The 21,855-nt window shown below is 42.3% G+C and carries 15 protein-coding genes and 1 riboswitch; of the genes, 13 read left to right on the top strand and 2 right to left on the bottom strand.

Features of this window, described 5'->3' with window-relative positions; translation table 11 throughout:
* From rplJ to thiH, 10 genes are all read left to right on the top strand, one after another.
* Positions 1-347 (top strand): 50S ribosomal protein L10 (gene rplJ, locus PE36_RS17835; protein ID WP_006033457.1); only part of this gene is annotated, 347 nt, incomplete at its 5' end.
* 47 nt (positions 348-394) lie between these two features.
* Positions 395-760: a 50S ribosomal protein L7/L12 gene (rplL, locus tag PE36_RS17830; RefSeq protein ID WP_006033456.1), complete on the top strand. Its 366-nt coding sequence runs from the start codon at positions 395-397 to the stop codon at positions 758-760.
* 233 nt (positions 761-993) lie between these two features.
* Positions 994-5,031, top strand: coding sequence for a DNA-directed RNA polymerase subunit beta (gene rpoB, locus PE36_RS17825; RefSeq protein WP_006033455.1), 4,038 nt, complete (start codon positions 994-996; stop codon positions 5,029-5,031).
* A 100-nt stretch (positions 5,032-5,131) separates the two neighbouring features.
* Complete coding sequence (gene rpoC / locus PE36_RS17820) at positions 5,132-9,415, top strand: DNA-directed RNA polymerase subunit beta' (protein WP_043994732.1); 4,284 nt, start codon at positions 5,132-5,134, stop codon at positions 9,413-9,415.
* A gap of 322 nt (positions 9,416-9,737) precedes the next feature.
* Positions 9,738-9,839, top strand: a riboswitch (TPP riboswitch).
* Between the two features lie 131 nt (positions 9,840-9,970).
* Positions 9,971-11,989 carry a phosphomethylpyrimidine synthase ThiC gene (gene thiC, locus PE36_RS17815; protein WP_006033453.1) on the top strand — a complete coding sequence of 673 codons (2,019 nt, stop codon included), beginning with the start codon at positions 9,971-9,973 and terminating at the stop codon, positions 11,987-11,989.
* 7 nt (positions 11,990-11,996) lie between these two features.
* The gene (thiE, locus tag PE36_RS17810) at positions 11,997-13,472 is read left to right on the top strand and encodes a thiamine phosphate synthase (protein ID WP_006033452.1); all 1,476 of its coding nucleotides are present in this window, start codon (positions 11,997-11,999) and stop codon (positions 13,470-13,472) included.
* Positions 13,473-13,487: 15 nt separating this feature from the next.
* Positions 13,488-14,258 (top strand): HesA/MoeB/ThiF family protein, encoded by a 771-nt coding sequence (locus tag PE36_RS17805; RefSeq protein WP_043994728.1) that lies wholly within the window; start codon positions 13,488-13,490, stop codon positions 14,256-14,258.
* Between the two features lie 96 nt (positions 14,259-14,354).
* Entirely contained in the window at positions 14,355-14,552 is a 198-nt protein-coding gene (gene thiS, locus PE36_RS17800) for a sulfur carrier protein ThiS (RefSeq protein WP_006033450.1), read from the top strand.
* The gene (locus tag PE36_RS17795) at positions 14,553-15,362 is read left to right on the top strand and encodes a thiazole synthase (protein WP_006033449.1); all 810 of its coding nucleotides are present in this window, start codon (positions 14,553-14,555) and stop codon (positions 15,360-15,362) included.
* Positions 15,363-15,385: 23 nt separating this feature from the next.
* Positions 15,386-16,507 carry a 2-iminoacetate synthase ThiH gene (gene thiH / locus PE36_RS17790; RefSeq protein ID WP_006033448.1) on the top strand — a complete coding sequence of 374 codons (1,122 nt, stop codon included), beginning with the start codon at positions 15,386-15,388 and terminating at the stop codon, positions 16,505-16,507.
* A gap of 96 nt (positions 16,508-16,603) precedes the next feature.
* Here thiH and PE36_RS17785 read toward each other — a convergent pair whose 3' ends face one another.
* Both PE36_RS17785 and PE36_RS17780 read right to left on the bottom strand, forming a co-directional pair.
* Positions 16,604-17,314 (bottom strand): outer membrane beta-barrel protein, encoded by a 711-nt coding sequence (locus PE36_RS17785; protein ID WP_006033447.1) that lies wholly within the window; start codon positions 17,312-17,314, stop codon positions 16,604-16,606.
* A 63-nt stretch (positions 17,315-17,377) separates the two neighbouring features.
* Complete coding sequence (locus PE36_RS17780) at positions 17,378-18,304, bottom strand: DMT family transporter (RefSeq protein WP_006033446.1); 927 nt, start codon at positions 18,302-18,304, stop codon at positions 17,378-17,380.
* Between the two features lie 457 nt (positions 18,305-18,761).
* Here PE36_RS17780 and PE36_RS17775 point away from each other — a divergent pair, with 457 nt between their 5' ends.
* From PE36_RS17775 to PE36_RS17765, 3 genes are read left to right on the top strand one after another with little or no spacing between them, the layout of a single operon-like run.
* The gene (locus PE36_RS17775) at positions 18,762-19,769 is read left to right on the top strand and encodes a DctP family TRAP transporter solute-binding subunit (RefSeq protein WP_043994726.1); all 1,008 of its coding nucleotides are present in this window, start codon (positions 18,762-18,764) and stop codon (positions 19,767-19,769) included.
* A 53-nt stretch (positions 19,770-19,822) separates the two neighbouring features.
* On the top strand, positions 19,823-20,446 hold the full coding sequence (locus tag PE36_RS17770; RefSeq protein WP_006033444.1) for a TRAP transporter small permease: 624 nt from the start codon (positions 19,823-19,825) through the stop codon (positions 20,444-20,446).
* 3 nt (positions 20,447-20,449) lie between these two features.
* Positions 20,450-21,811 (top strand): TRAP transporter large permease, encoded by a 1,362-nt coding sequence (locus tag PE36_RS17765; RefSeq protein ID WP_006033443.1) that lies wholly within the window; start codon positions 20,450-20,452, stop codon positions 21,809-21,811.
* Positions 21,812-21,855 lie beyond the last annotated feature (44 nt).

The following is a 21,855-nucleotide window of genomic DNA, read 5'->3' as shown; positions in this document are numbered from 1 at the left end:
GTGTAGTACGTAACACTCTTATGAAGCGCGCTATTGTAGGTACTGATTTTGAGTGCCTTAGCGAAGTATTTACCGGTCCAACTCTGATCGCATTCTCTAATGAGCACCCAGGTGCTGCAGCTCGTCTTTTAAAAGACTTCGCTGCACAAGAAGAATCTTTCGAAGTTAAAGCGTTAGCATTTGAAGGCGAATTTATCGGTGCAGAAAACATTGATAAACTAGCTAAACTACCAACATACGACGAAGCAATTGCTCAGTTAATGATGACTATGAAAGAAGCATCAGCTGGCAAACTTGTACGTACATTGGCTGCTTTACGCGATCAAAAAGAGCAAGAAGCTGCTTAATTTAGCCGCTTTGTCTAAAATAAATTTTAATATATTAGGAATGACCCATGTCAATCACTAAAGACCAAATCATCGACGCAATTGCTGAACTTTCTGTTATGGAAGTTGTTGAATTAATCGAAGCAATGGAAGAAAAATTCGGCGTATCAGCTGCAGCTGCAGTTGTTGCTGGCGGCGCTGCTGCTGCTGCTGAAGAAGAGCAAACAGAATTCGACGTAATTCTTGCTTCTTTCGGCGAAAACAAAGTTAAAGCTATTAAAGCTGTTCGTGCTGCTACAGGCCTAGGTCTTAAAGAAGCTAAAGGTGTTGTTGAATCTGCACCTGTAGCTGTTAAAGAAGGCGTAGAAAAAGCTGAAGCTGAAGAACTTAAGAAAGTTCTAGAAGAAGCTGGTTGTACTGTTGAGATCAAATAGTCTATTCTTAAATAGATTATTGCCCTCATAAGGCATTGGCTGGTGATTCTTTAATCGCCGGCCTTTTTGCGCTATAGGATGTTTGGAAATTTCACATCATTTCAACCAAAATTCTGCGCACTGTTTAGCCCAATTCATTTGGTCGAGACAGGATAAAAAACATATAATGATGTTGTTAGAGCTGTCCTTATTCAGGGCAGAGTGGGTCACTTATCAGCGAGCTGAGGAACCAAATGGTTTACTCTAATACCGAAAAAAAACGTATCCGTAAAGACTTTGGTAAAAGTGCACCAGTTGTGGCTAAGCCGCAAATGTTGGCTATCCAAACGAGCTCTTTTAAAAAGTTTTTAGAAATGGATCACACAGGTGAACACGGCCTGGAAGCAGCATTCCGTAGCGTGTTCCCTATTAAAAGTTACTCTGGAACTTCTGAACTTCAATATGTATCGTACCGTTTAGGTGAATCCGTATTTGAAGTTAAAGAATGTCAAACCCGAGGAATTACTTATTCTGCACCGCTGCGTGTTAAATTACGTCTTGTATTATACGATCGTGATGCACCAGCAGGTACTATTAAAGATATCAAAGAACAAGAAGTCTACATGGGCGAAATCCCATTAATGACTCATACTGGTACTTTTGTTATCAATGGTACAGAGCGTGTTATCGTATCTCAGTTACACCGTAGTCCTGGTGTATTCTTCGATCACGACAAAGGTAAAACTCATTCATCAGGTAAAGTACTATATAACGCACGCGTTATTCCTTACCGTGGTTCATGGTTAGACTTTGAATTCGATCCGAAAGATTGCTTATTCGTTCGTATTGACCGTCGTCGTAAATTACCATCATCAATTATTCTTCGTGCACTTGAGTTCACGACGGAAGAAATCTTAGCAATCTTCTTCGATACTACACGTTTTGAAGTTAAAGATGGCAAGATATTGATGGAACTACTGCCGGAACGTCTACGTGGCGAAACAGCTGTATTTGACATCGTTGCTAACGGTGAAGTATACGTTGAAAATGGTCGTCGTATTACTGCTCGTCATATCAAGAAATTTGAAAAAGCCGGCATAACCGAAATCGAAGTACCATTAGAGTATCTCGCTGGTAAAGTAGCTTCTAAAGATTATATCAATGAAGAAACAGGCGAAGTGATTGTTGCAGCGAATGCTGAACTAACACTCGAATCTGTGGCTGAATTGTCTCAAGCTGGTATCAAGGTAATTGATGTTCTTTATACGAACGACCTTGATGTAGGTAGTTACATGTCTGACACATTACGTGTTGACTCAACTACTAACAAACTTGAAGCGTTAGTTGAAATCTACCGCATGATGCGTCCTGGTGAACCACCAACGCGTGAAGCGGCAGAAGGTTTATTTAATAACCTATTCTTCGCAGAAGAACGTTATGACCTATCTACTGTTGGTCGTATGAAGTTCAACCGCCGTATTGGCCGCGAAGAAGATACTGGCTCTGGCATCCTGAATAAAGAAGATATTGTTGAAGTGATGAAAACTTTGATTAATATCCGTAACGGTAAAGGCGAGGTTGATGATATCGATCACCTTGGTAACCGTCGTATTCGTTCAGTTGGCGAAATGGCAGAAAACCAATTCCGTGTTGGTTTAGTTCGTGTAGAACGTGCTGTTCGTGAACGCCTAAGTCTTGGTGATCTTGATGCAGTAATGCCACAAGATTTAATCAATGCTAAGCCGATTTCAGCTGCGATTAAAGAGTTCTTTGGTTCATCACAACTGTCTCAGTTTATGGATCAAAATAACCCATTGTCAGAAGTGACGCACAAACGTCGTATTTCTGCTTTAGGGCCTGGTGGTCTAACACGTGAACGTGCTGGTTTTGAGGTACGTGACGTACATCCAACTCACTACGGTCGTTTATGTCCGATTGAGACTCCAGAGGGACCAAACATTGGTCTAATTAACTCACTAGCTGTATTTGCCCGTACTAACGATTATGGTTTCTTAGAAACGCCATTCCGTAAAGTAATCAACGGTAAAGTCACTAATGACGTTCAATACCTTTCGGCTATCGAAGAAGGTCTGTATGCAGTAGCACAGGCTAACGCGACTATCGATACAAACGGTATGTTACAAGATGAATTTATCCCATGTCGTCATAAAGGTGAAACTACCTTTATGTCAGCGGATAACATCCAGTATATGGACGTATCTCCACAGCAAATTATTTCTGTGGCGGCATCGCTAATTCCGTTCCTAGAACACGATGATGCTAACCGTGCATTGATGGGTGCGAACATGCAACGTCAAGCCGTACCAACACTAAACGCTGATAAGCCATTAGTAGGTACTGGTATTGAACGCGCGGTAGCAATCGATTCTGGTGTAACTGTTGTTGCGCTACGTGGCGGTTCAATCGACTATGCTGATGCAAGTCGTATCATCGTTAAAGTTAACGAAGAAGAACTGGTACCAGGTGAAGCGGGTATTGATATCTACACGCTAACTAAGTACACACGTTCGAACCAAAACACATGTATTAACCAACGCCCAACAGTATTAACTGGTGAAGCTGTGGTTAAAGGTGATGTGCTTGCTGACGGTCCTTCAACAGACCTAGGTGAATTAGCACTTGGCCAAAACATGCGTATCGCATTCATGCCTTGGAATGGTTACAACTTCGAAGATTCAATCCTTGTATCTGAACGTGTTGTAAAAGAAGATCGTCTAACGACTATCCACATTCAAGAATTATCATCGATTGCTCGTGATACTAAGCTTGGTAGCGAAGAGATCACTGCGGATATCCCTAACGTGGGTGAAAGCGCATTATCTAAGCTAGATGAGTCTGGTATCGTTTATGTTGGTGCTGAAGTTAAGCCGGGTGATATCCTGGTAGGTAAAGTAACCCCTAAAGGTGAAACACAATTAACGCCTGAAGAAAAGCTTCTACGAGCTATCTTCGGTGAAAAAGCGTCTGATGTAAAAGACAGTTCATTACGTGTACCTAACTCTGTTTACGGTACTGTAATTGACGTGCAAGTATTTACCCGTGATGGCGTAGATAAAGATAAACGTGCACAAGACATCGAGCAGATGCAATTACGTGAAGCGAAAAAAGACTTAACTGAAGAATTATCTATCTTCGAAGAGAGCTTATTCGGTCGCGTTAAAAACTTACTATTAGCTGCTGGCAAAACAGAAGAGCAACTTACTGCTATTTCTCGTGGTCAATGGTTAGAGATGGTTCTTGTTGATGAAGAACAACAGACTCAATTAGAAAGCTTAGCGAAGCAACATGATGAGCTACGCGCTGACTTTGATTCTAAGTTTGATATCAAACGCCGTAAAATTACCCAAGGTGATGACCTAGCACCAGGTGTACTTAAGATCGTTAAAGTATACCTAGCTGTTAAACGTCGTATCCAACCGGGTGATAAAATGGCCGGTCGTCATGGTAACAAAGGTGTGATTTCAACAATCGTTCCTATTGAAGATATGCCGCACGATAAGTTTGGTGAGCCAGTTGATATCGTACTGAACCCGCTGGGTGTACCATCGCGTATGAACATCGGTCAGGTACTTGAAGTTCACTTGGGTCTTGCTGCTCGTGGTATCGGTACTAAAATCGATAACATGATCAAAGAGCAACAAGATCTTGCTAAGATCCGTGAGTTTATGCAAAAAGCATACGACATCGGTGATTCGCATCAGAAAGTTGATTTATCAACTTACTCTGACGAGGAAGTTCGTGTTCTTGCGCACAACTTACGTAAAGGTCTGCCAATGGCAACACCTGCGTTTGATGGTGCTGCAGAAGCTGAAATCAAAGAAATGCTGAGACTAGCTGATTTACCAGAATCTGGTCAATTAGAGTTATACGATGGCCGTACTGGTGATCTATTCGAACGTCCAGTTACCGTTGGTTACATGTACATGCTGAAACTGAATCACTTGGTTGATGACAAGATGCATGCACGTTCTACCGGTTCTTACAGCCTAGTTACTCAGCAGCCGCTGGGTGGTAAAGCTCAGTTCGGTGGTCAGCGTTTCGGTGAGATGGAAGTATGGGCTCTGGAAGCATACGGTGCAGCATATACTCTACAAGAGATGCTAACTGTTAAGTCTGATGACGTGAACGGTCGTACTAAGATGTATAAGAGCATCGTAGACGGCGATCATCGTATGGACCCAGGTATGCCTGAATCATTCAACGTATTGTTGAAAGAGATCCGCTCATTGGGTATCAACATCGAACTAGATGAAAACAAAGGTAAGAAATAAGCTCTTATTAAGAGATTATTCAGACTTTTGAATTAGCATTGCGCCTCGACTCATTCTGTGAGTTGAGGCTGCGTAGTTTTCACTCCCAGTGGAGAAAAACGTGAAAGACTTATTAAAGTTTCTAAAACAGCAAGGTAAGACCGAAGAGTTCGATGGTATCAAGATTGGTCTAGCATCACCTGAGCAGATCCGTTCTTGGTCTTTTGGTGAAGTTAAAAAGCCAGAAACCATCAACTACCGTACCTTCAAACCAGAACGTGACGGTTTATTCTGCGCGCGTATTTTCGGCCCAGTAAAAGATTACGAATGTCTTTGCGGAAAGTATAAGCGTCTGAAGCACCGTGGTGTTATCTGTGAAAAATGTGGCGTAGAAGTAACGCAAACTAAAGTTCGTCGTGACCGTATGGGCCACATCGAATTAGCGTCTCCTGTAGCACACATTTGGTTCTTGAAATCATTACCGTCTCGCATCGGTCTATTATTAGACATGACACTGCGTGATATCGAACGTATTCTTTACTTCGAATCATATGTTGTTATCGAACCTGGTATGACTTCGCTAGAGCGTGGCATGATGCTGACTGAAGAGCAGTATCTTGACAACCTAGAAGAATGGGGTGATGAATTTGATGCGAAGATGGGTGCAGAAGCTGTACTTTCTTTGTTACAAGATCTAAACCTAACCCAAGACATTGAAGAAATGCGTGAAGAATTAGAGACTACAAACTCTGAAACTAAACGTAAGAAGATCACTAAACGTCTTAAATTAATGGAAGCATTCTCTATCTCTGGTAACAAACCAGAGTGGATGATCATGAACGTACTGCCGGTATTACCGCCAGATCTTCGTCCATTAGTACCACTAGATGGTGGTCGTTTTGCGACTTCTGATCTGAATGACCTTTACCGTCGTGTGATCAACCGTAACAACCGTCTAAAACGTCTATTAGACTTAGCTGCTCCAGATATTATCGTACGTAACGAAAAACGTATGTTACAAGAATCTGTTGATGCGCTATTAGATAATGGTCGTCGTGGTCGTGCGATTACAGGTTCTAACAAACGTCCTCTTAAATCTCTTGCTGATATGATCAAGGGTAAACAAGGTCGTTTCCGTCAGAATCTACTAGGTAAACGTGTAGATTACTCTGGTCGTTCTGTAATTACAGTAGGTCCAACGTTACGCTTACACCAATGTGGTCTACCTAAGAAAATGGCACTTGAGTTATTCAAACCATTCATCTACGGTAAATTAGAATCACTTGGTTTTGCAACAACGATTAAAGCCGCTAAGAAAATGGTTGAACGTGAAGGCCCTGAAGTTTGGGATATCCTAGACGGCGTGATCCGCGAACATCCAGTAATGCTTAACCGTGCACCAACACTGCACAGACTTGGTATTCAAGCATTCGAACCTGTTCTAATTGAAGGTAAAGCGATTCAGTTACACCCATTAGTATGTTCTGCATACAACGCCGATTTCGATGGCGATCAGATGGCTGTACACGTACCGTTAACAATTGAAGCTCAATTGGAAGCGCGTACACTGATGATGTCTACGAATAACATTCTTTCACCTGCGAATGGTGAACCGGTTATCGTACCTTCTCAAGACGTTGTATTAGGTCTTTACTACATGACTCGTTCTGGCGTTGGCGCTAAGGGTGAAGGCATGGTACTAGGTAGCCCTGAAGAAGCTGAAAAGCTTTATCGTAGCCACCTGGTTGAACTACATGCACGTGTTAAAGTACGTATTACTGAACATCTTAAAGATGAAGACACTGGTGAAGTTACAGTTCGCACTGAACTGAAAAACACAACCGTTGGTCGTGCAATTCTTTCTTTAGTAGCACCTAAGGGTCTACCATATGCATTAATTGATCCGATTAAAACTTTATCTGCTGAAGAAGAAGCTAAACTTGCAGAGAATCCAGCTAACTGGTTCCTGAAAGTATCTAACGAAGCGTTAGGTAAAAAGCAGATTGGTAAGCTACTGAATGACTGTTACCGTCTATTAGGTCCGAAAGACACGGTTGTTTTCGCTGACCAAATAATGTACACCGGTTTCCATTATGCTGCGCTTTCTGGTGCATCAGTTGGTATCGATGACATGGTTATTCCGGATGCGAAGAAAACGCTAATTGAAGCAGCTGAAGTTGAAGTAACTCAAATCCAAGAACAATTCCAGTCTGGTCTTGTTACTGCGGGTGAGCGTTACAATAAAGTGATTGATATTTGGGCGCGTGCCAATGAGCACATCTCAAAAGCAATGATGGATAACTTGTCGACAGAAACTAGAGTGAACTCTTTAGGTGATACTGAGACACAGAAATCTTTCAACAGCATTTACATGATGGCCGATTCTGGTGCTCGTGGTAGTGCGGCACAGATTCGTCAGTTAGCGGGTATGCGTGGTCTGATGGCGAAACCGGATGGTTCAATTATTGAAACACCGATTACCGCTAACTTCCGTGAAGGTCTAAACGTACTTCAGTACTTCATCTCAACGCATGGTGCACGTAAAGGTCTAGCCGATACAGCACTTAAAACAGCAAACTCGGGTTACCTAACTCGTCGTCTTGTTGACGTTGCACAAGATCTTGTAATTAACGAGATTGATTGTGGTACTGAAAATGGTCTAATCATTACTCCTCATATTGAAGGTGGTGATGTTGTTGAACCACTACGCGATCGTGTTCTTGGTCGTGTTGTTGCTGAAGATGTTGTGAATCCAAGTACTGGTGAAGTAATTCTTCCACGTAACACATTACTAGACGAAAAACTTTGTGACTTCTTAGAAGAACACTCAGTGGACCAAATGAAAGTTCGTTCTGTAATTACTTGTGACAATGACTTCGGTGTTTGTGCAGCTTGTTACGGTCGTGACTTAGCACGTGGTGTTATGGTTGGCCAAGGTGAAGCAGTTGGTGTTGTTGCAGCACAATCAATTGGTGAACCTGGTACACAGTTAACGATGCGTACATTCCACATTGGTGGTGCGGCATCGAGAGCCTCTGCAGAAAATAATATCCAAGTTAAAAACACGGGTACGATTAAATTCCACAACGAGAAATACGTTGAGAATGTAGAAGGCAAGCTGGTAATTACGTCACGTTCATCAGAAATTACGATTATTGATGAAAACGGTCGTACTAAAGAAAGCCATAAATTACCTTACGGTTCTGTTGTTGAATATAAAGACGGCGCAGCTGTTGAGTCTGGTAACATTATTGCTAACTGGGACCCGCATACTCACCCAATCATCACCGAGGTGGCTGGTCAAATTAAGTTTGTTGACTTAATTGAGAGTATTACGGTTACTAAGCAAACTGATGATCTAACGGGTCTATCTAGCACGGTAATTCTGGATCCTGCAGCACGTGTTGCCGCTGGTAAAGATTTACGTCCTATGGTTAAGCTTGTTGATGCAGCAGGTAATGATTTATTCATTCCTGGTACTGAAGTTGTTGCACAATACTTCTTACCTTCAAATGCAATCGTTAACTTAGAAGATGGCGCATTAGTGACTATTGGTGAAGCGTTAGCGCGTATTCCTCAAGAAAGCTCGAAAACACGTGATATTACGGGTGGTTTACCACGCGTAGCGGATCTGTTTGAAGCGCGTCAGCCTAAAGATGCAGCTATCTTAGCGGAAATCTCAGGTACTATTAGTTTCGGTAAAGAAACTAAAGGTAAACGTCGTCTAGTTATCACACCGACTGATGGTGCTGAAGCTTACGAAGAGATGATCCATAAATGGCGTCACTTGAACGTGTTCGAAGGTGAGAAGGTTGCTAAAGGTGAAGTTATCGCCGATGGTCCTGAATCAGCACACGATATCTTACGTCTACGTGGTATTAGCCATGTTGCGAACTATATCGCGAACGAAGTTCAAGAAGTATACCGTTTACAAGGTGTAAAGATTAACGATAAGCACATTGAAACTATCGTTCGTCAAATGCTACGTAAAGCTAACGTAATCTCTGCTGGTGATAGTCACTTCCTAGCAGGTGAGCAAGCTGAAGTTTCACGTCTGAAAATTGCTAACCGTCAGCTAGTAGCTGAAGGCAAGCAACCAGCCGTGTATCAGCACATACTCATGGGTATTACTAAAGCGTCTCTTGCAACTGAATCATTTATTTCAGCTGCATCGTTCCAAGAAACAACACGTGTTCTAACCGACGCTGCTGTTCATGGTAAGATTGATGACCTTCGTGGTCTGAAAGAGAACGTTATCGTTGGTCGTCTAATTCCTGCAGGTACAGGCTTCTCTTATCACCAAGATCGTGCTAAAAAACGTGCTGGTAAAGTAGAAGAAGTAATGCAAGAAATTACGACTGATGAAGCTGAACAGAACTTAGCGAACCTACTAAATAACCTTTAATTGATTTGCTGAATGCAATTAAAGTAAAAAGGAAGAGTCACAGACCCACTGATACTTTTCCTTTTATATTGAGTAGATAAAGTTGTAGTCTTTTACAGCTAACATAAATCCCCAATACTATTTCGATAGTCTTGGGGATTTTTTTATGCCTGCTGAAAATGCTTATTAGTTACTTTTCTGACTATCATCAACAATGTGCTGTCAGTATTTATGGCTCTGCTGATCGACCTTTATTATCAGACATGATGTGTACAGAACCTGTTGAAAGAGAGGATTAATCACGGTTACTCTTGTTTCCACTTCACATTCTAGTCTATACTCTTGAATCTTGTCGGAGTGCTTTAGGGCTGAGACCATTTAAATATGGGATCCGTGGAACCTGATCAGGCTAATACCTGCGTAAGGAAACAAGAGTGATTAATACAATAATGTGAGTGCGATTCGAGGTTTGCCAGAGGGATTTTAAGGCTGCTTTGATAACATAAACAATCACCATATCTGTATCACTACTCTCCACACATACTCAACGACAAGCAATCATCTTATTAGAAAGGAATGAATGCTATGTCTACTACCAATGTTAACCAAACCAGCAAAACCAAAAAACCTACACGTCGTGAAAACCGTGAAAACGCCCAAGAATTTATTAACAATCTCAGTTGCGAACCATTTCCTAATTCAGAAAAATTTCATCTGACCGGTAGCCGTGACGATATTCGAGTGGCGATGCGGAAAATCAATCTTGATGAGACGTTAGTCGCAGGCAGTAAAGACGATCCGATTTATGAGCAAAATGAATCGATTCCAATCTACGATACATCAGGTGCCTATACTGATCCTGCGATTGAAATAAACGTACACCAAGGTTTACCAAAATTAAGACAGCAATGGATCGCAGAGCGTAACGATATTGAAGAACTAGAAATCGTGACGTCGCACTTTGCCCAGCAGCGTCTTGCTGATGATGGTATTGACCATATCCGCTTTGAACATTTACCAAAACCAATCAAAGCCATTGACGGTCAAAACGTTACCCAGATGCATTATGCCCGTAAAGGCATCATCACGCCGGAAATGGAATACATCGCGATCCGTGAAAACATGGGCCGAGAGTTGATCCATAATGAGCTGTTATTAAAACAACATGCAGGTAATGATTTTGGCGCCAGTATTCCGGAAAAGATCACACCTGAATTTGTCCGTGATGAAGTCGCGCGAGGTCGTGCGATCATTCCTGCCAACATTAATCATCCAGAATCTGAGCCGATGATCATCGGTCGTAACTTCTTAGTTAAAGTAAACGCAAATATTGGTAATTCGTCGGTGACATCGTCGATTGAAGAAGAAGTCGAGAAGCTAGTGTGGGCGACACGCTGGGGTGCTGATACGGTAATGGACTTATCCACAGGCCGTAATATTCATGAGACTCGAGAGTGGATCCTGCGTAATTCACCGGTGCCAATCGGTACTGTGCCGATCTATCAGGCGTTAGAGAAGGTAAATGGGATCGCTGAAGATCTTACTTGGGAAGTATTCCGCGATACCTTGATCGAACAAGCAGAACAGGGCGTTGATTACTTCACTATTCATGCGGGTGTATTGTTGCGTTATGTACCAATGACGGCAAAACGCCTTACCGGGATCGTGTCTCGTGGTGGCTCGATCATGGCGAAATGGTGTTTGACCCACCATAAAGAAAACTTTGCTTATGACCATTTCGAAGAGATTTGCGCGATCTGTAAAGCCTATGATGTATCTCTGTCGTTAGGTGATGGCATGCGCCCAGGTTGTGCGGCTGATGCTAATGATGAAGCCCAATTTGCTGAATTAGAAACTTTAGGTGAGTTAACGAAAGTGGCATGGGAGCAAGACGTACAAGTTATTATCGAAGGCCCAGGTCATATCCCAATGCACATGATTAAAGTGAATGTTGAAAAGCAACTCGATATTTGTCATGAAGCGCCTTTCTATACCTTAGGTCCATTGACGACTGATATTGCTCCTGGTTACGACCATTTTACTTCGGGTATTGGTGCCGCACAAATCGGCTGGTACGGTTGTGCCATGTTGTGTTATGTGACACCCAAAGAACATTTAGGTTTGCCGAATAAAGAAGACGTTAAGCAAGGCATGATCACCTATAAGATCTCTGCGCATGCGGCTGATTTAGCGAAAGGTTTCCCGGGTGCTCAAATCCGTGACAATGCCATGTCGAAAGCGCGTTTTGAATTCCGCTGGAATGATCAATTTAATCTGGCATTAGACCCTGATACTGCACGCGCTTATCACGATGAAAATATCCCCCAAGAATCCGGTAAAGTTGCGCATTTCTGTTCTATGTGTGGACCGAAATTCTGCTCAATGAAGATCTCACAAGATGTCCGCGATTACACTGCTGAGCAAGAAAAAATCAGTATTCAATTACTCGATGAAGTGGTTGTAATTGATGCTAAAGCGGGAATGCAGATGATGTCGGAAGAATTTAAAAAGCACGGTGCTGAATTATACCTGCCACCAACACATGATGCGGTAAATGGTCGAGTGCCTGAATCTACAACTGAGAAAGTGGAATAATAACTTAATGACTCAAGCCATTATTTGGACTATCGCGAGCCTTGATGCTCGCGATAATGCTGCGACTCAAGCCGATATTAATACCATTAATGCGTTGGGTGGACGTGGTTATCATGTATCGACGAAACTGTTATCCGATGGGGATTTTGCTGCTGAGTTAGCGGTATTGACTGCCGCTCCTGTGGCATCAGCCATTAAAATAGGGGTGATAGCGACAACCTCGCATGTGGAGATCTTAGCTGATTTTTTACAAGCTTATAAACAACAACATCCAGACCTCAGTGTTATCTATGAGCCGTTATCTATTTCATTATCGGATATGGCAAAGGCTGAATCGGCAGACTCAGTGCTCATTAATACGATTAAAATACGCTTATTACCGATCGTGGATGTATTGATCTTACTGCAAGAGCAAGGCGGAACAGGTGCAGCTGTGTTATTCAGTGCGACGAAACAAGCGATCAACACACTGCTGAGTTTCGGTGTCAAAGGTGTTTGTGCGAAAGCGATTACTGTTAATGGTCATCATGATGATAAGCAGCAATCTATCGCCCTCGATGTTTATATTGACGGACAACGTGAAATCTTATTATCGTCACCAAGCGCGACATTAACGCCACGAAGCAAAGATGAACACCGTGGTGCTTTCTCTTCGGCATTGGCAACCGTGATCGCCCAAGATTATCCTATTGATGATGCATTGGTGGTAGCCAGAGCTTACTTAAATCAAACTGCAGACGCATGGCCTACCGATCGCAGTGATTTCCCACAGGTTGTATTACCGAACACGGTATTGGGCGATCAACTTGACTTAGCACAGCAAATGCAATTGGCTTATGATTTTGCGCCTTGTGATACGAACAGACTCGGACTGTATCCGGTGGTAGATACAGTGGCATGGTTAGAAAAAGTATTGCAGCAAGGGGTGAAAACCCTGCAATTACGCATTAAAGATAAAACCCCAGCCGAGGTGGTTGATGATATTAAAGCGGCTGTGGCATTAGGCCGTCAATATCAAGCGCGTCTATTTATCAATGATTATTGGAAATTAGCCATTGAGCACGGGGCCTATGGCGTGCATTTAGGTCAAGAAGATATGCTGATTGCCGATTTTGTGGCGATAAAAACAGCTGGTTTAAAACTGGGTTTAAGCACCCACGGTTATTATGAAATATTACGTGCTCACCAAATAAAACCGAGTTACATCGCCCTTGGCCATATCTTTCCAACGGTGACCAAAGACATGCCATCAAAACCACAGGGATTACAGCGTTTACAGCGTTATGCTGCTTTAATGCAGGACTATCCGTTAGTGGCTATCGGCGGTATTAGCATCGCACGTGCCCCGCTAGTGGCAGCGACAGGAGTTGGTAGTGTGGCGGTGGTAACGGCAATTACTCGCGCTGACGATTATAAACAAGCTATTGCTGATTTACTGGCGATTGCTGAACCGCATTCAGTCTTAGCATGTGCGAACGATTAATATAACAGGATGAATATGACCGGATTAAGTGATCAGGAATATATGCGTTATAGCGCGCACTTACTGCTTGAAGATATCGGCGAGCAGGGGCAATTAGCACTGCGCAATGCCAAGGTATTGATTGTTGGTGTCGGTGGTCTTGGCGCGCCTGTGGCACTGTATTTGGCTGCTGCGGGTGTTGGCCATTTAGTGTTAGCGGATGATGACCACGTTGAGTTAAGTAATCTGCAACGACAAATCATTTTCACGCAGCAGCAGTTAAAGCAAACTAAAGTTAGCGCGGCAAAAGCCTCGTTAGCACAGCTTAATCCCCATATAAATGTCACTGTGATCGAAGAAAGAGTAACCCTCGATAGTGCGAAAAATCAAATGGCAGACATGCTAGCCCAAGTTGATTTGGTGATTGATTGCAGCGATAACATGCCGACCAGGCAAGCGATAAACAAGATCTGTGTGATCCAGAAAATACCGTTAATTGTCGGCGCGGGTATTCGTATGGAAGGACAGTTGATCTCGTTTAACGCACAATTAGCTGATTCGGCGTGTTATCACTGCTTATATCCTTTTGATGATACTGGAGCAGTAAATAATTGCAGTACGTCGGGGGTACTCGGTCCCTTGGTTGGCATTGTTGGATCATTACAAGCATTGGAAGCGATTAAATATTTAACCGGTATGCCGTTGTCGTCACTTAATCGGTTAATGCGCTTTGATGGTAAAACCTTGCAATGGCAGCACCTCTCGGTCGCGAAAGATCCCGATTGCACGGTGTGCGCCAGTCGCTAATACCAATACGAAATATAAATACTGAATATAAAGACTAAGCAGTTAATTAAATAACCTCGTGGCTGAATATTTGGATGTGAGGGATAGGAATATAAGATGAAATTAATCATTAACGATGAAATTAAAAACCTAGCAGTGACCAGTATTACGTCATTGTTAACGGTATTAGCACAACCGGAAAAAGGCATTGCGGTAGCGGTGAATCAAGCCATTATTACCCGTCAAAACTGGGATGACTTTCAGTTGTCAGAAAATGATCAAGTGACTTTATTTCAAGCTATTGCAGGAGGCTAAATGTCAGTAACAACGTTAAACCCAGCATTCATATTACCAAGCGATGAGCTTATCATTGCCGATAAAACCTTTTCATCACGGTTATTTACTGGCACGGGTAAATTTAGCGATCAAAAAATAATGGCAGCTGCCTTGATTGCATCTCAATCCCAATTAGTGACCATGGCATTAAAACGCATTGATTTAGCTAATCAAGATGATGATATTCTGAAGCCTTTGATTGCAGCAGGCATGCACTTATTACCCAATACGTCTGGTGCGCGTAATGCCAAAGAAGCGGTATATGCTGCGCAATTAGCACGTGAAGCATTGCAAACCAATTGGATTAAATTAGAAATTCATCCGGATCCAAAATATTTACTACCCGATCCCATTGAAACCTTAAAGGCCACAGAACAACTAGCGCGTGATGGTTTCCATGTGTTGCCATATATTCATGCCGACCCGGTATTGTGTAAACGTCTGGAAGCTGTAGGTACTGCTGCAGTCATGCCGCTAGGTGCGCCAATTGGTTCAAACAAAGGTATTCTCACTGCAGAGTTCTTAGAGATTATTATTGAGCAATCGACTGTCCCTGTAATTGTTGATGCCGGTATTGGCGCGCCATCACATGCGGCGTTAGCCATGGAAATGGGCGCGGATGCGGTACTGGTTAATACTGCGATTGCGGTGGCGAAAGACCCGGTAGCAATGAGTCAAGCGTTTGCATTGGCGGTACAAGCAGGTCGCCAAGCTTATTTAGCTGGGTTGGGTAGCCAAGCACAAACAGCGGTTGCTTCCAGTCCATTAACGGCTTTTTTAGATCTGTAATAACGCCAACTTAAGGGTTAAATATGAGCTTTTACGAGCAATTACAAAAATTAGATTGGGATGATATTCGCTTATCCATTTATGCCAAAACGGCGGCGGATGTTGAACGGGCATTATCGAAGTCTCGGCTCGATCTGGATGACTTTCAAGCCTTGATTTCACCGGCGGCAGAACCTTATTTAGAGCAGATGGCACAGCGTAGTGTACAGTTAACACGCCAACGTTTTGGTAATACTATCCAATTCTATGTGCCGTTATACCTTTCTAATATGTGCTCGAATATTTGTACCTATTGTGGTTTTTCGATGCATAACAAAATTCGTCGTACCACGCTTGATATGAAGCAGTTAAACAGTGAAGCGCGAGCGATTAAAAAAATGGGTTTTGATCATTTGTTATTAGTGGCGGGTGAGTCGGAACGTAAAGTGGGGATGCCGTATTTTCGTCAGGTATTTAATGAATTGAAATCGCAGTTCTCGCATCTATCGTTAGAAGTGCAGCCATTAGAACAAGCCGATTATGAAGAGCTAAAAGAATTGGGGTTAGATTCAGTATTGGTATATCAAGAAACCTATCATCCCCGGACGTACGCCGAGCACCATATCAAAGGTAAGAAGTCGGATTTTAAATATCGAATTGAAACTCCAGACCGGTTAGGCAAAGCTGGTATTCATAAAATGGGGCTAGGTGCATTAATTGGCTTGGATGAATGGCGTACCGACTGTTTCCATGTTGCTGCGCATTTAGATTATTTGCAAAAACGTTATTGGAAAACCAAGTATTCAATTTCGTTCCCACGTTTAAGACCGTGTGAAGGTGCATTTCAGCCGAAGTCGATTATGAATGATCGCCAATTAGTACAGTTGATTTGTGCTTATCGATTGTTTAATCCGGATGTGGAATTATCGTTATCGACTCGAGAGTCCGAGCATTTTCGTGACAATGTTATTCCCTTGGGCATAACGACTATCAGTGCGGGTTCGAAAACCCAACCCGGTGGTTATTCTGACGATACAGAGAAAGCCTTAGAGCAGTTTGAAATTGATGATGACCGTTCACCAAGTGAAATGGCCGAGCTAGTCAAAAGCATGGGCTTAGAAGTGGTTTGGAAAGATTGGGACCGGTCGTTAACGGCACTGAAATAACGGTAACTAGGCTGCTATCACATAGCGTGAACGCAGCCTATTTTTGGTATTTTAACGTGGTACTATTTTACATTTGCTCACTGGCGAGTGAAGACTTTAAAAATTATATTTAACACCGATTTGCGTGGATATTTCATTGGTGTTGATTGTGCCTATATCACGGTAACTGATATTGGCGACCGCAGACCAATTGTCAGCAAACGCATAATCATTACCAAAATAAAATTCATTTATTTTAATTTTAACGCCACTCTCTTCTAATGCAGCATAGTTGTATGAGAATTTCATTTTATAATTTTTCGTTACTTGTATATAGGTACCAACTTCACCGGCTGCGCCACCAATGGTGTCACTGTACTTCTCAATGGTACCTGGACCTGATAGCATTGAGAATTCATACACTGATCCAGCTAGTTTGTAATCAGCATAACCCAACGATACGTAAGGGGTAAATTTATTCATTGGTATGAAATAGCCGACTGAATAATATTGTTTTGTGGTCGAAAAATAATCTTGTCCAGATTCAGAACCTGAATTCGTGCCATTCGTCCAAGCTGTTGCCCATCCTTCCCCATCAAAAGAGCTGTAACTTATATTGTAGCTCGCAAACACATTATCATAGAAGTTCCAAGATACGTCGAGGAAGCCACCTAATGCGCTTTCAACTTGCTCATCATCAAAGAGAGCATCATCTGCCTTACCAAACTGTAAACCAGCTGAAACATAAGTAAAATCATTGTTGGCACTGGCTAGTGGGGAAGCCATGATTGTAGAAACCGTGATGATTGATAATAGTATTTTTTTCATGTTATTTCTCTCTTTACGCTGATTCAAGCTGAGTTCATACAAGGTGCGATTAACTGCTATGATTTATGACGATTTCTCTACTTTAGAGGCCGTTCTTGTGAAACGTTTACTGATTAATTCAATCGGTAATTTACACAGTAAAACACCTGCCGTTAGTATTACCATCATGATCAATGATTCGTGGCTAATTGTTCTGCCGTTAACCACACTGTCTAGACCAAGCGCAATCACTGGGAATACTAAGAAACAAATTGATGCTTGAAATGGACTTGCTACTTTATTTAACTGGAAGTAAGCCATGATGCCGCCAATACCCGCAACAACGCCAAGATAAATAACCGATAACCAAGATGTTGATGTGAAGGTACTAAAGTCAGGTCGCTCTACAAATGCACCAACAATAAGTAACAGTACCGCAGCCACAAGACACGGTAGCGCGTTATACGTCAGTACGTGAATACCTTGGCAACGTGTCTGTACGCTGGTATAGATTGTGGCGTGCATGAATACTGCGAGTACTAATGCACCGACACCGATGAGGCTACCATTGGCACTTACGCCCATTTCATTGCTAATAATGGTGATCAAGCTGAACAATGCAATAGCAAGGCCGGCTATCTGGTGGATGTGTACTTTTTGGCGATGGACTAAGACCGCGAACACTAATACCACCACTGGCATAGTGGCAAAAATAATAGACGCTAATCCAGATGAAATATATTGCTCACCAAAAATCATTAAGGTAAAAGGTGCGGCAAAATAAAACACACTGATTAAGGCGAATTCAAGCTTTTTACCTTTCGGAAACATCAGCGGGATGTTTAATTTACGAGCCGCTAAAATTAATAGTGGTGCAGCCAGTACAAAGCGCAGACCCGTTGCTGTGATGGGGGGAATAGAATGTACTGCTATTTCCATAGCCATCCAGGTTGTACCCCAGATCAAACATACAGAGGCAAATAATAATGTGGCGACGAGTTTTGGATTCATAAGGCTATCTCTATATAAGTGCTGGGATATTTAATACGATAATTCTATGCCTTTTACTGAGAAAGATGGTTTCCTATTTTATTTAAAAACAATGTTAATCAGGCAATAAATACTCCAAATGCCATCATTTGTGAAAACTATCAACTGCCTACCTATTTTGTTCACTATATTTACTTTGTAATACCGCCTTTTTTGAAATAAAACGTTCGTAGACTGGTCAAGCTTCTCCACTGTTAAGATCCAAGGTTAGATTGGCGGTATTTACCCCAACTCCATGTTTATGATGGGTGGTAATACACCCGTTTTAGCGTGTTTTTAGCATTACACTTAAATTAAGTTGTTGTTATTAATGGTTTATATTTAAAATGAAAATGTGGCTTAATGGTTGCTATATGGTTACCACACTGTTAATTGAATTGATCTTGATTAACAACGTTATAATTATATGGAGATTATTATGTTTAAATACGCAACCGCAATATCGATAGTACTGGCGAGTATGACCACTTTTACGGCTCAAGCGTCTTCAGGTGCATGTGATCCTGGCGAGATCGTGATTAAATTTAGTCATGTGACGAATACCAGTAAACACCCGAAAGGTATTGCGGCGTCATTACTTGAAGAGCGAGTAAATAAAGAGATGAATGGTAAAGCTTGTATGCAAGTTTTCCCTAACTCAACACTTTACGATGATAATAAAGTGCTTGAAGCATTATTAAGTGGTGATGTGCAATTAGCGGCACCGTCACTGTCTAAATTTGAGAAAGTCACCAAAAAATTCCGCATTTTTGATTTACCTTTCCTGTTTGATGACATTGCTGCTGTTGATCGTTTTCAACACTCTGAATCGGGTGAAAAATTGAAAAACTCGATGCGTCGCCGTGGATTGCAGGGCTTGGCATTTTGGCATAATGGTATGAAGCAAATGTCTGCTAACCGTCCCCTCATTTATCCTGAAGATGCGCAAGGTTTGAAATTCCGTGTGCAAGCATCAGATGTACTGGTTGCTCAGTTTGAACAGCTTGGGGCTAACCCACAAAAAATGTCATTCAAAGAAGTATACGGCGGTCTACAAACCAACGTTATTGATGGTCAGGAGAATACTTGGTCGAATACCTATGGCAAAAAATTCTTCGAAGTACAAGACGGCGTAACGGAAACCAATCACGGTATTCTTGATTACCTATTGGTTACGTCAAACCGCTGGTGGGCTAAATTACCGAACGATGTCAGAGTGCAACTACGTCAAATTATTGTCGAGGTAACTGCAACACGTAATGCCGAATCAGCGCGTATTAATAATGAAAATAAAAATAATATTATCGCCGCTGGTGGCGTTGTACGTACGTTAACACCAGAACAACGTCAAGCTTGGGTGACTAAGCTACAACCTGTTTGGTCTAAGTTCGAGAAAGATATTGGTAGTGACTTGATCCAGAAAGCATTAGCGTCGAATAAATCATAATACCAAGCGGCATAAGTGATTTATGCCGCGTTAAGCTAGTTTAGGGAACCAGTATGAATAACGGATTATGGGCGCGCTTAGGGCGTTTCACCGATAACATCGAAGAGCTGAATATTGCCCTGTCATTAGGGGTGATGACCTTGCTCACTTTTGCCAATGTGGTGTTTCGGTATGTATTTAATGGCAATATTTTATGGGCGTTAGAATTAACGGTATTTTTATTTGCTTGGTTAGTGTTAGTAGGGGCTTCGTACGGGGTAAAAAAACATTCTCATATCGGTGTTGATATTCTCATTAATATAGCGTCAGTGAAATTACGTAAAATTTATGCGGTTATAGCAGTAAGTGCGTGTTTACTTTTCTCGGTGTTGTTATTGATCGGGTCGTGGAATTATTGGTATCCGTTTGTTACTGATCAAGCGTGGTATGAAACCGACGATATTCCGATGCCTGAATTCTTACAGTTCCTTGCTGATTGGCTTAATGAGGGGGAACGTTATGAAAAATTACCCCGTTTTATCCCTTATTTTTCCTTACCTCTAGGTACTGCATTGCTGACATTTAGGTTTACACAGCTGTTATGGCAAGTGCTTACTAACAAAATTGACCGTGTGATCGCAAGTCACGAAGCTGAAGACGCGTTGGCGGTATTAGAACAAAAAGATAACAAGGATTAAGTTATGGTTTTAGTTGTATTGTTATTGATGATCATCGGGTTCATGATGTTCGGCGTGCCGATTGCGGTGTCACTTGGTTTATCGAGTATTCTGTTTTTGCTGGTTAATTCCGATGCTAGCTTAGCATCTGTGGCGCAAACTTTATTTAATGCGTTTGCTGGGCATTACACTTTATTGGCGATCCCATTTTTCATTTTGGCATCGACCTTTATGTCCACTGGTGGTGTTGCTCAGCGCATCATTCGTTTTGCCATTGCTATCGTGGGTTGGTTCCCTGGCGGTTTAGCGATTGCTTCTGTGGTTGCGTGTATGATGTTCGCCGCGCTGTCTGGTTCATCACCGGCAACGGTTGTTGCTATCGGTAGTTTAGTTATCGCTGGTATGGTTAAAAATGGCTACAGCAAAGAGTTTGCTGCCGGGGTTATTTGTAATGCCGGTACCTTAGGCATCTTAATTCCGCCTTCCATTGTGATGGTGGTATATGCTGCCGCTACGGATGTATCTGTTGGCCGCATGTTTTTAGCGGGTGTTGTACCGGGAATGCTAGCGGGACTGATGCTTATTATCGCGATTTTTATTACCGCTAAAGTTAAAAAATTACCCGCGCAACCATTTGTTGGCTGGGGTGAAGTTTTTCGTTCTGCGAAGGATGCCTCGTGGGGGTTGATGTTAATTGTCATTATCCTTGGGGGTATTTACGGCGGTATCTTTACGCCGACAGAGGCGGCTGCCGTGGCTGCTGTATATGCATTTGTTATTGCTAACTTTGTGTATAAAGACATGGGGCCTTTTGCAGATAAGAAAAGCAGTCAATCGGTGATCGTTAAATCACTGCACGTATTATGTCATCCGGATACCAAGAAAAGTCTATTTGATGCCGGTAAAATGACCATCATGTTGTTGTTCATTGTTGCTAATGCATTAATTTTGAAGCATGTATTAACCGAAGAACGTATTCCACAAATGATCACTGAAACAATGTTAAGTGCTGGTCTTGGACCGATTACATTTTTGATCGTGGTGAATGTTTTACTCTTGATTGGTGGCCAGTTTATGGAACCATCAGGTTTGTTGATTATTGTCGCGCCTTTGGTATTTCCGATTGCGTTAGAACTCGGTATTGACCCGATCCATCTTGGTATCATTATGGTGGTGAATATGGAAATTGGCATGATCACACCGCCCGTGGGCTTGAATCTGTTTGTTACCTCGGGTGTCGCCAATATGTCGATGTTGCAAGTGGTGAAAGCGGTGATGCCGTGGGTGGCATTGATGCTGGTATTCTTAATCATGGTGACGTATGTACCTTGGATATCAACTTGGTTACCAACCTTGATGATGGGACCTGAATTGATAATTCGTTAAGGTGTAAGTCAGTACTAATGTAATAACAAAATGGCCAGCCTATG

It is taken from the genome of Moritella sp. PE36 (assembly GCF_000170855.1).
Taxonomy (GTDB): Bacteria; Pseudomonadota; Gammaproteobacteria; order Enterobacterales; family Moritellaceae; genus Moritella.
The sequence above is the reverse complement of the archived record's forward strand: the minus strand, read 5'-3'. Positions and strand labels throughout refer to the sequence as shown.

What these genes read in the sequence shown, in the direction of transcription:
- rplL (WP_006033456.1), top strand. Translation starts at nt 395, where the DNA reads ATGTCAATCACTAAAGACCAAATCATCGACGCAATTGCTGAACTTTCT.
- rpoB (WP_006033455.1), top strand. Translation starts at nt 994, where the DNA reads ATGGTTTACTCTAATACCGAAAAAAAACGTATCCGTAAAGACTTTGGT.
- thiC (WP_006033453.1), top strand. Translation starts at nt 9,971, where the DNA reads ATGAATGCTATGTCTACTACCAATGTTAACCAAACCAGCAAAACCAAA.
- thiE (WP_006033452.1), top strand. Translation starts at nt 11,997, where the DNA reads ATGACTCAAGCCATTATTTGGACTATCGCGAGCCTTGATGCTCGCGAT.
- PE36_RS17805 (WP_043994728.1), top strand. Translation starts at nt 13,488, where the DNA reads ATGACCGGATTAAGTGATCAGGAATATATGCGTTATAGCGCGCACTTA.
- thiS (WP_006033450.1), top strand. Translation starts at nt 14,355, where the DNA reads ATGAAATTAATCATTAACGATGAAATTAAAAACCTAGCAGTGACCAGT.
- PE36_RS17795 (WP_006033449.1), top strand. Translation starts at nt 14,553, where the DNA reads ATGTCAGTAACAACGTTAAACCCAGCATTCATATTACCAAGCGATGAG.
- thiH (WP_006033448.1), top strand. Translation starts at nt 15,386, where the DNA reads ATGAGCTTTTACGAGCAATTACAAAAATTAGATTGGGATGATATTCGC.
- PE36_RS17785 (WP_006033447.1), bottom strand. Translation starts at nt 17,314, where the DNA reads ATGAAAAAAATACTATTATCAATCATCACGGTTTCTACAATCATGGCT.
- PE36_RS17780 (WP_006033446.1), bottom strand. Translation starts at nt 18,304, where the DNA reads ATGAATCCAAAACTCGTCGCCACATTATTATTTGCCTCTGTATGTTTG.
- PE36_RS17775 (WP_043994726.1), top strand. Translation starts at nt 18,762, where the DNA reads ATGTTTAAATACGCAACCGCAATATCGATAGTACTGGCGAGTATGACC.
- PE36_RS17770 (WP_006033444.1), top strand. Translation starts at nt 19,823, where the DNA reads ATGAATAACGGATTATGGGCGCGCTTAGGGCGTTTCACCGATAACATC.
- PE36_RS17765 (WP_006033443.1), top strand. Translation starts at nt 20,450, where the DNA reads ATGGTTTTAGTTGTATTGTTATTGATGATCATCGGGTTCATGATGTTC.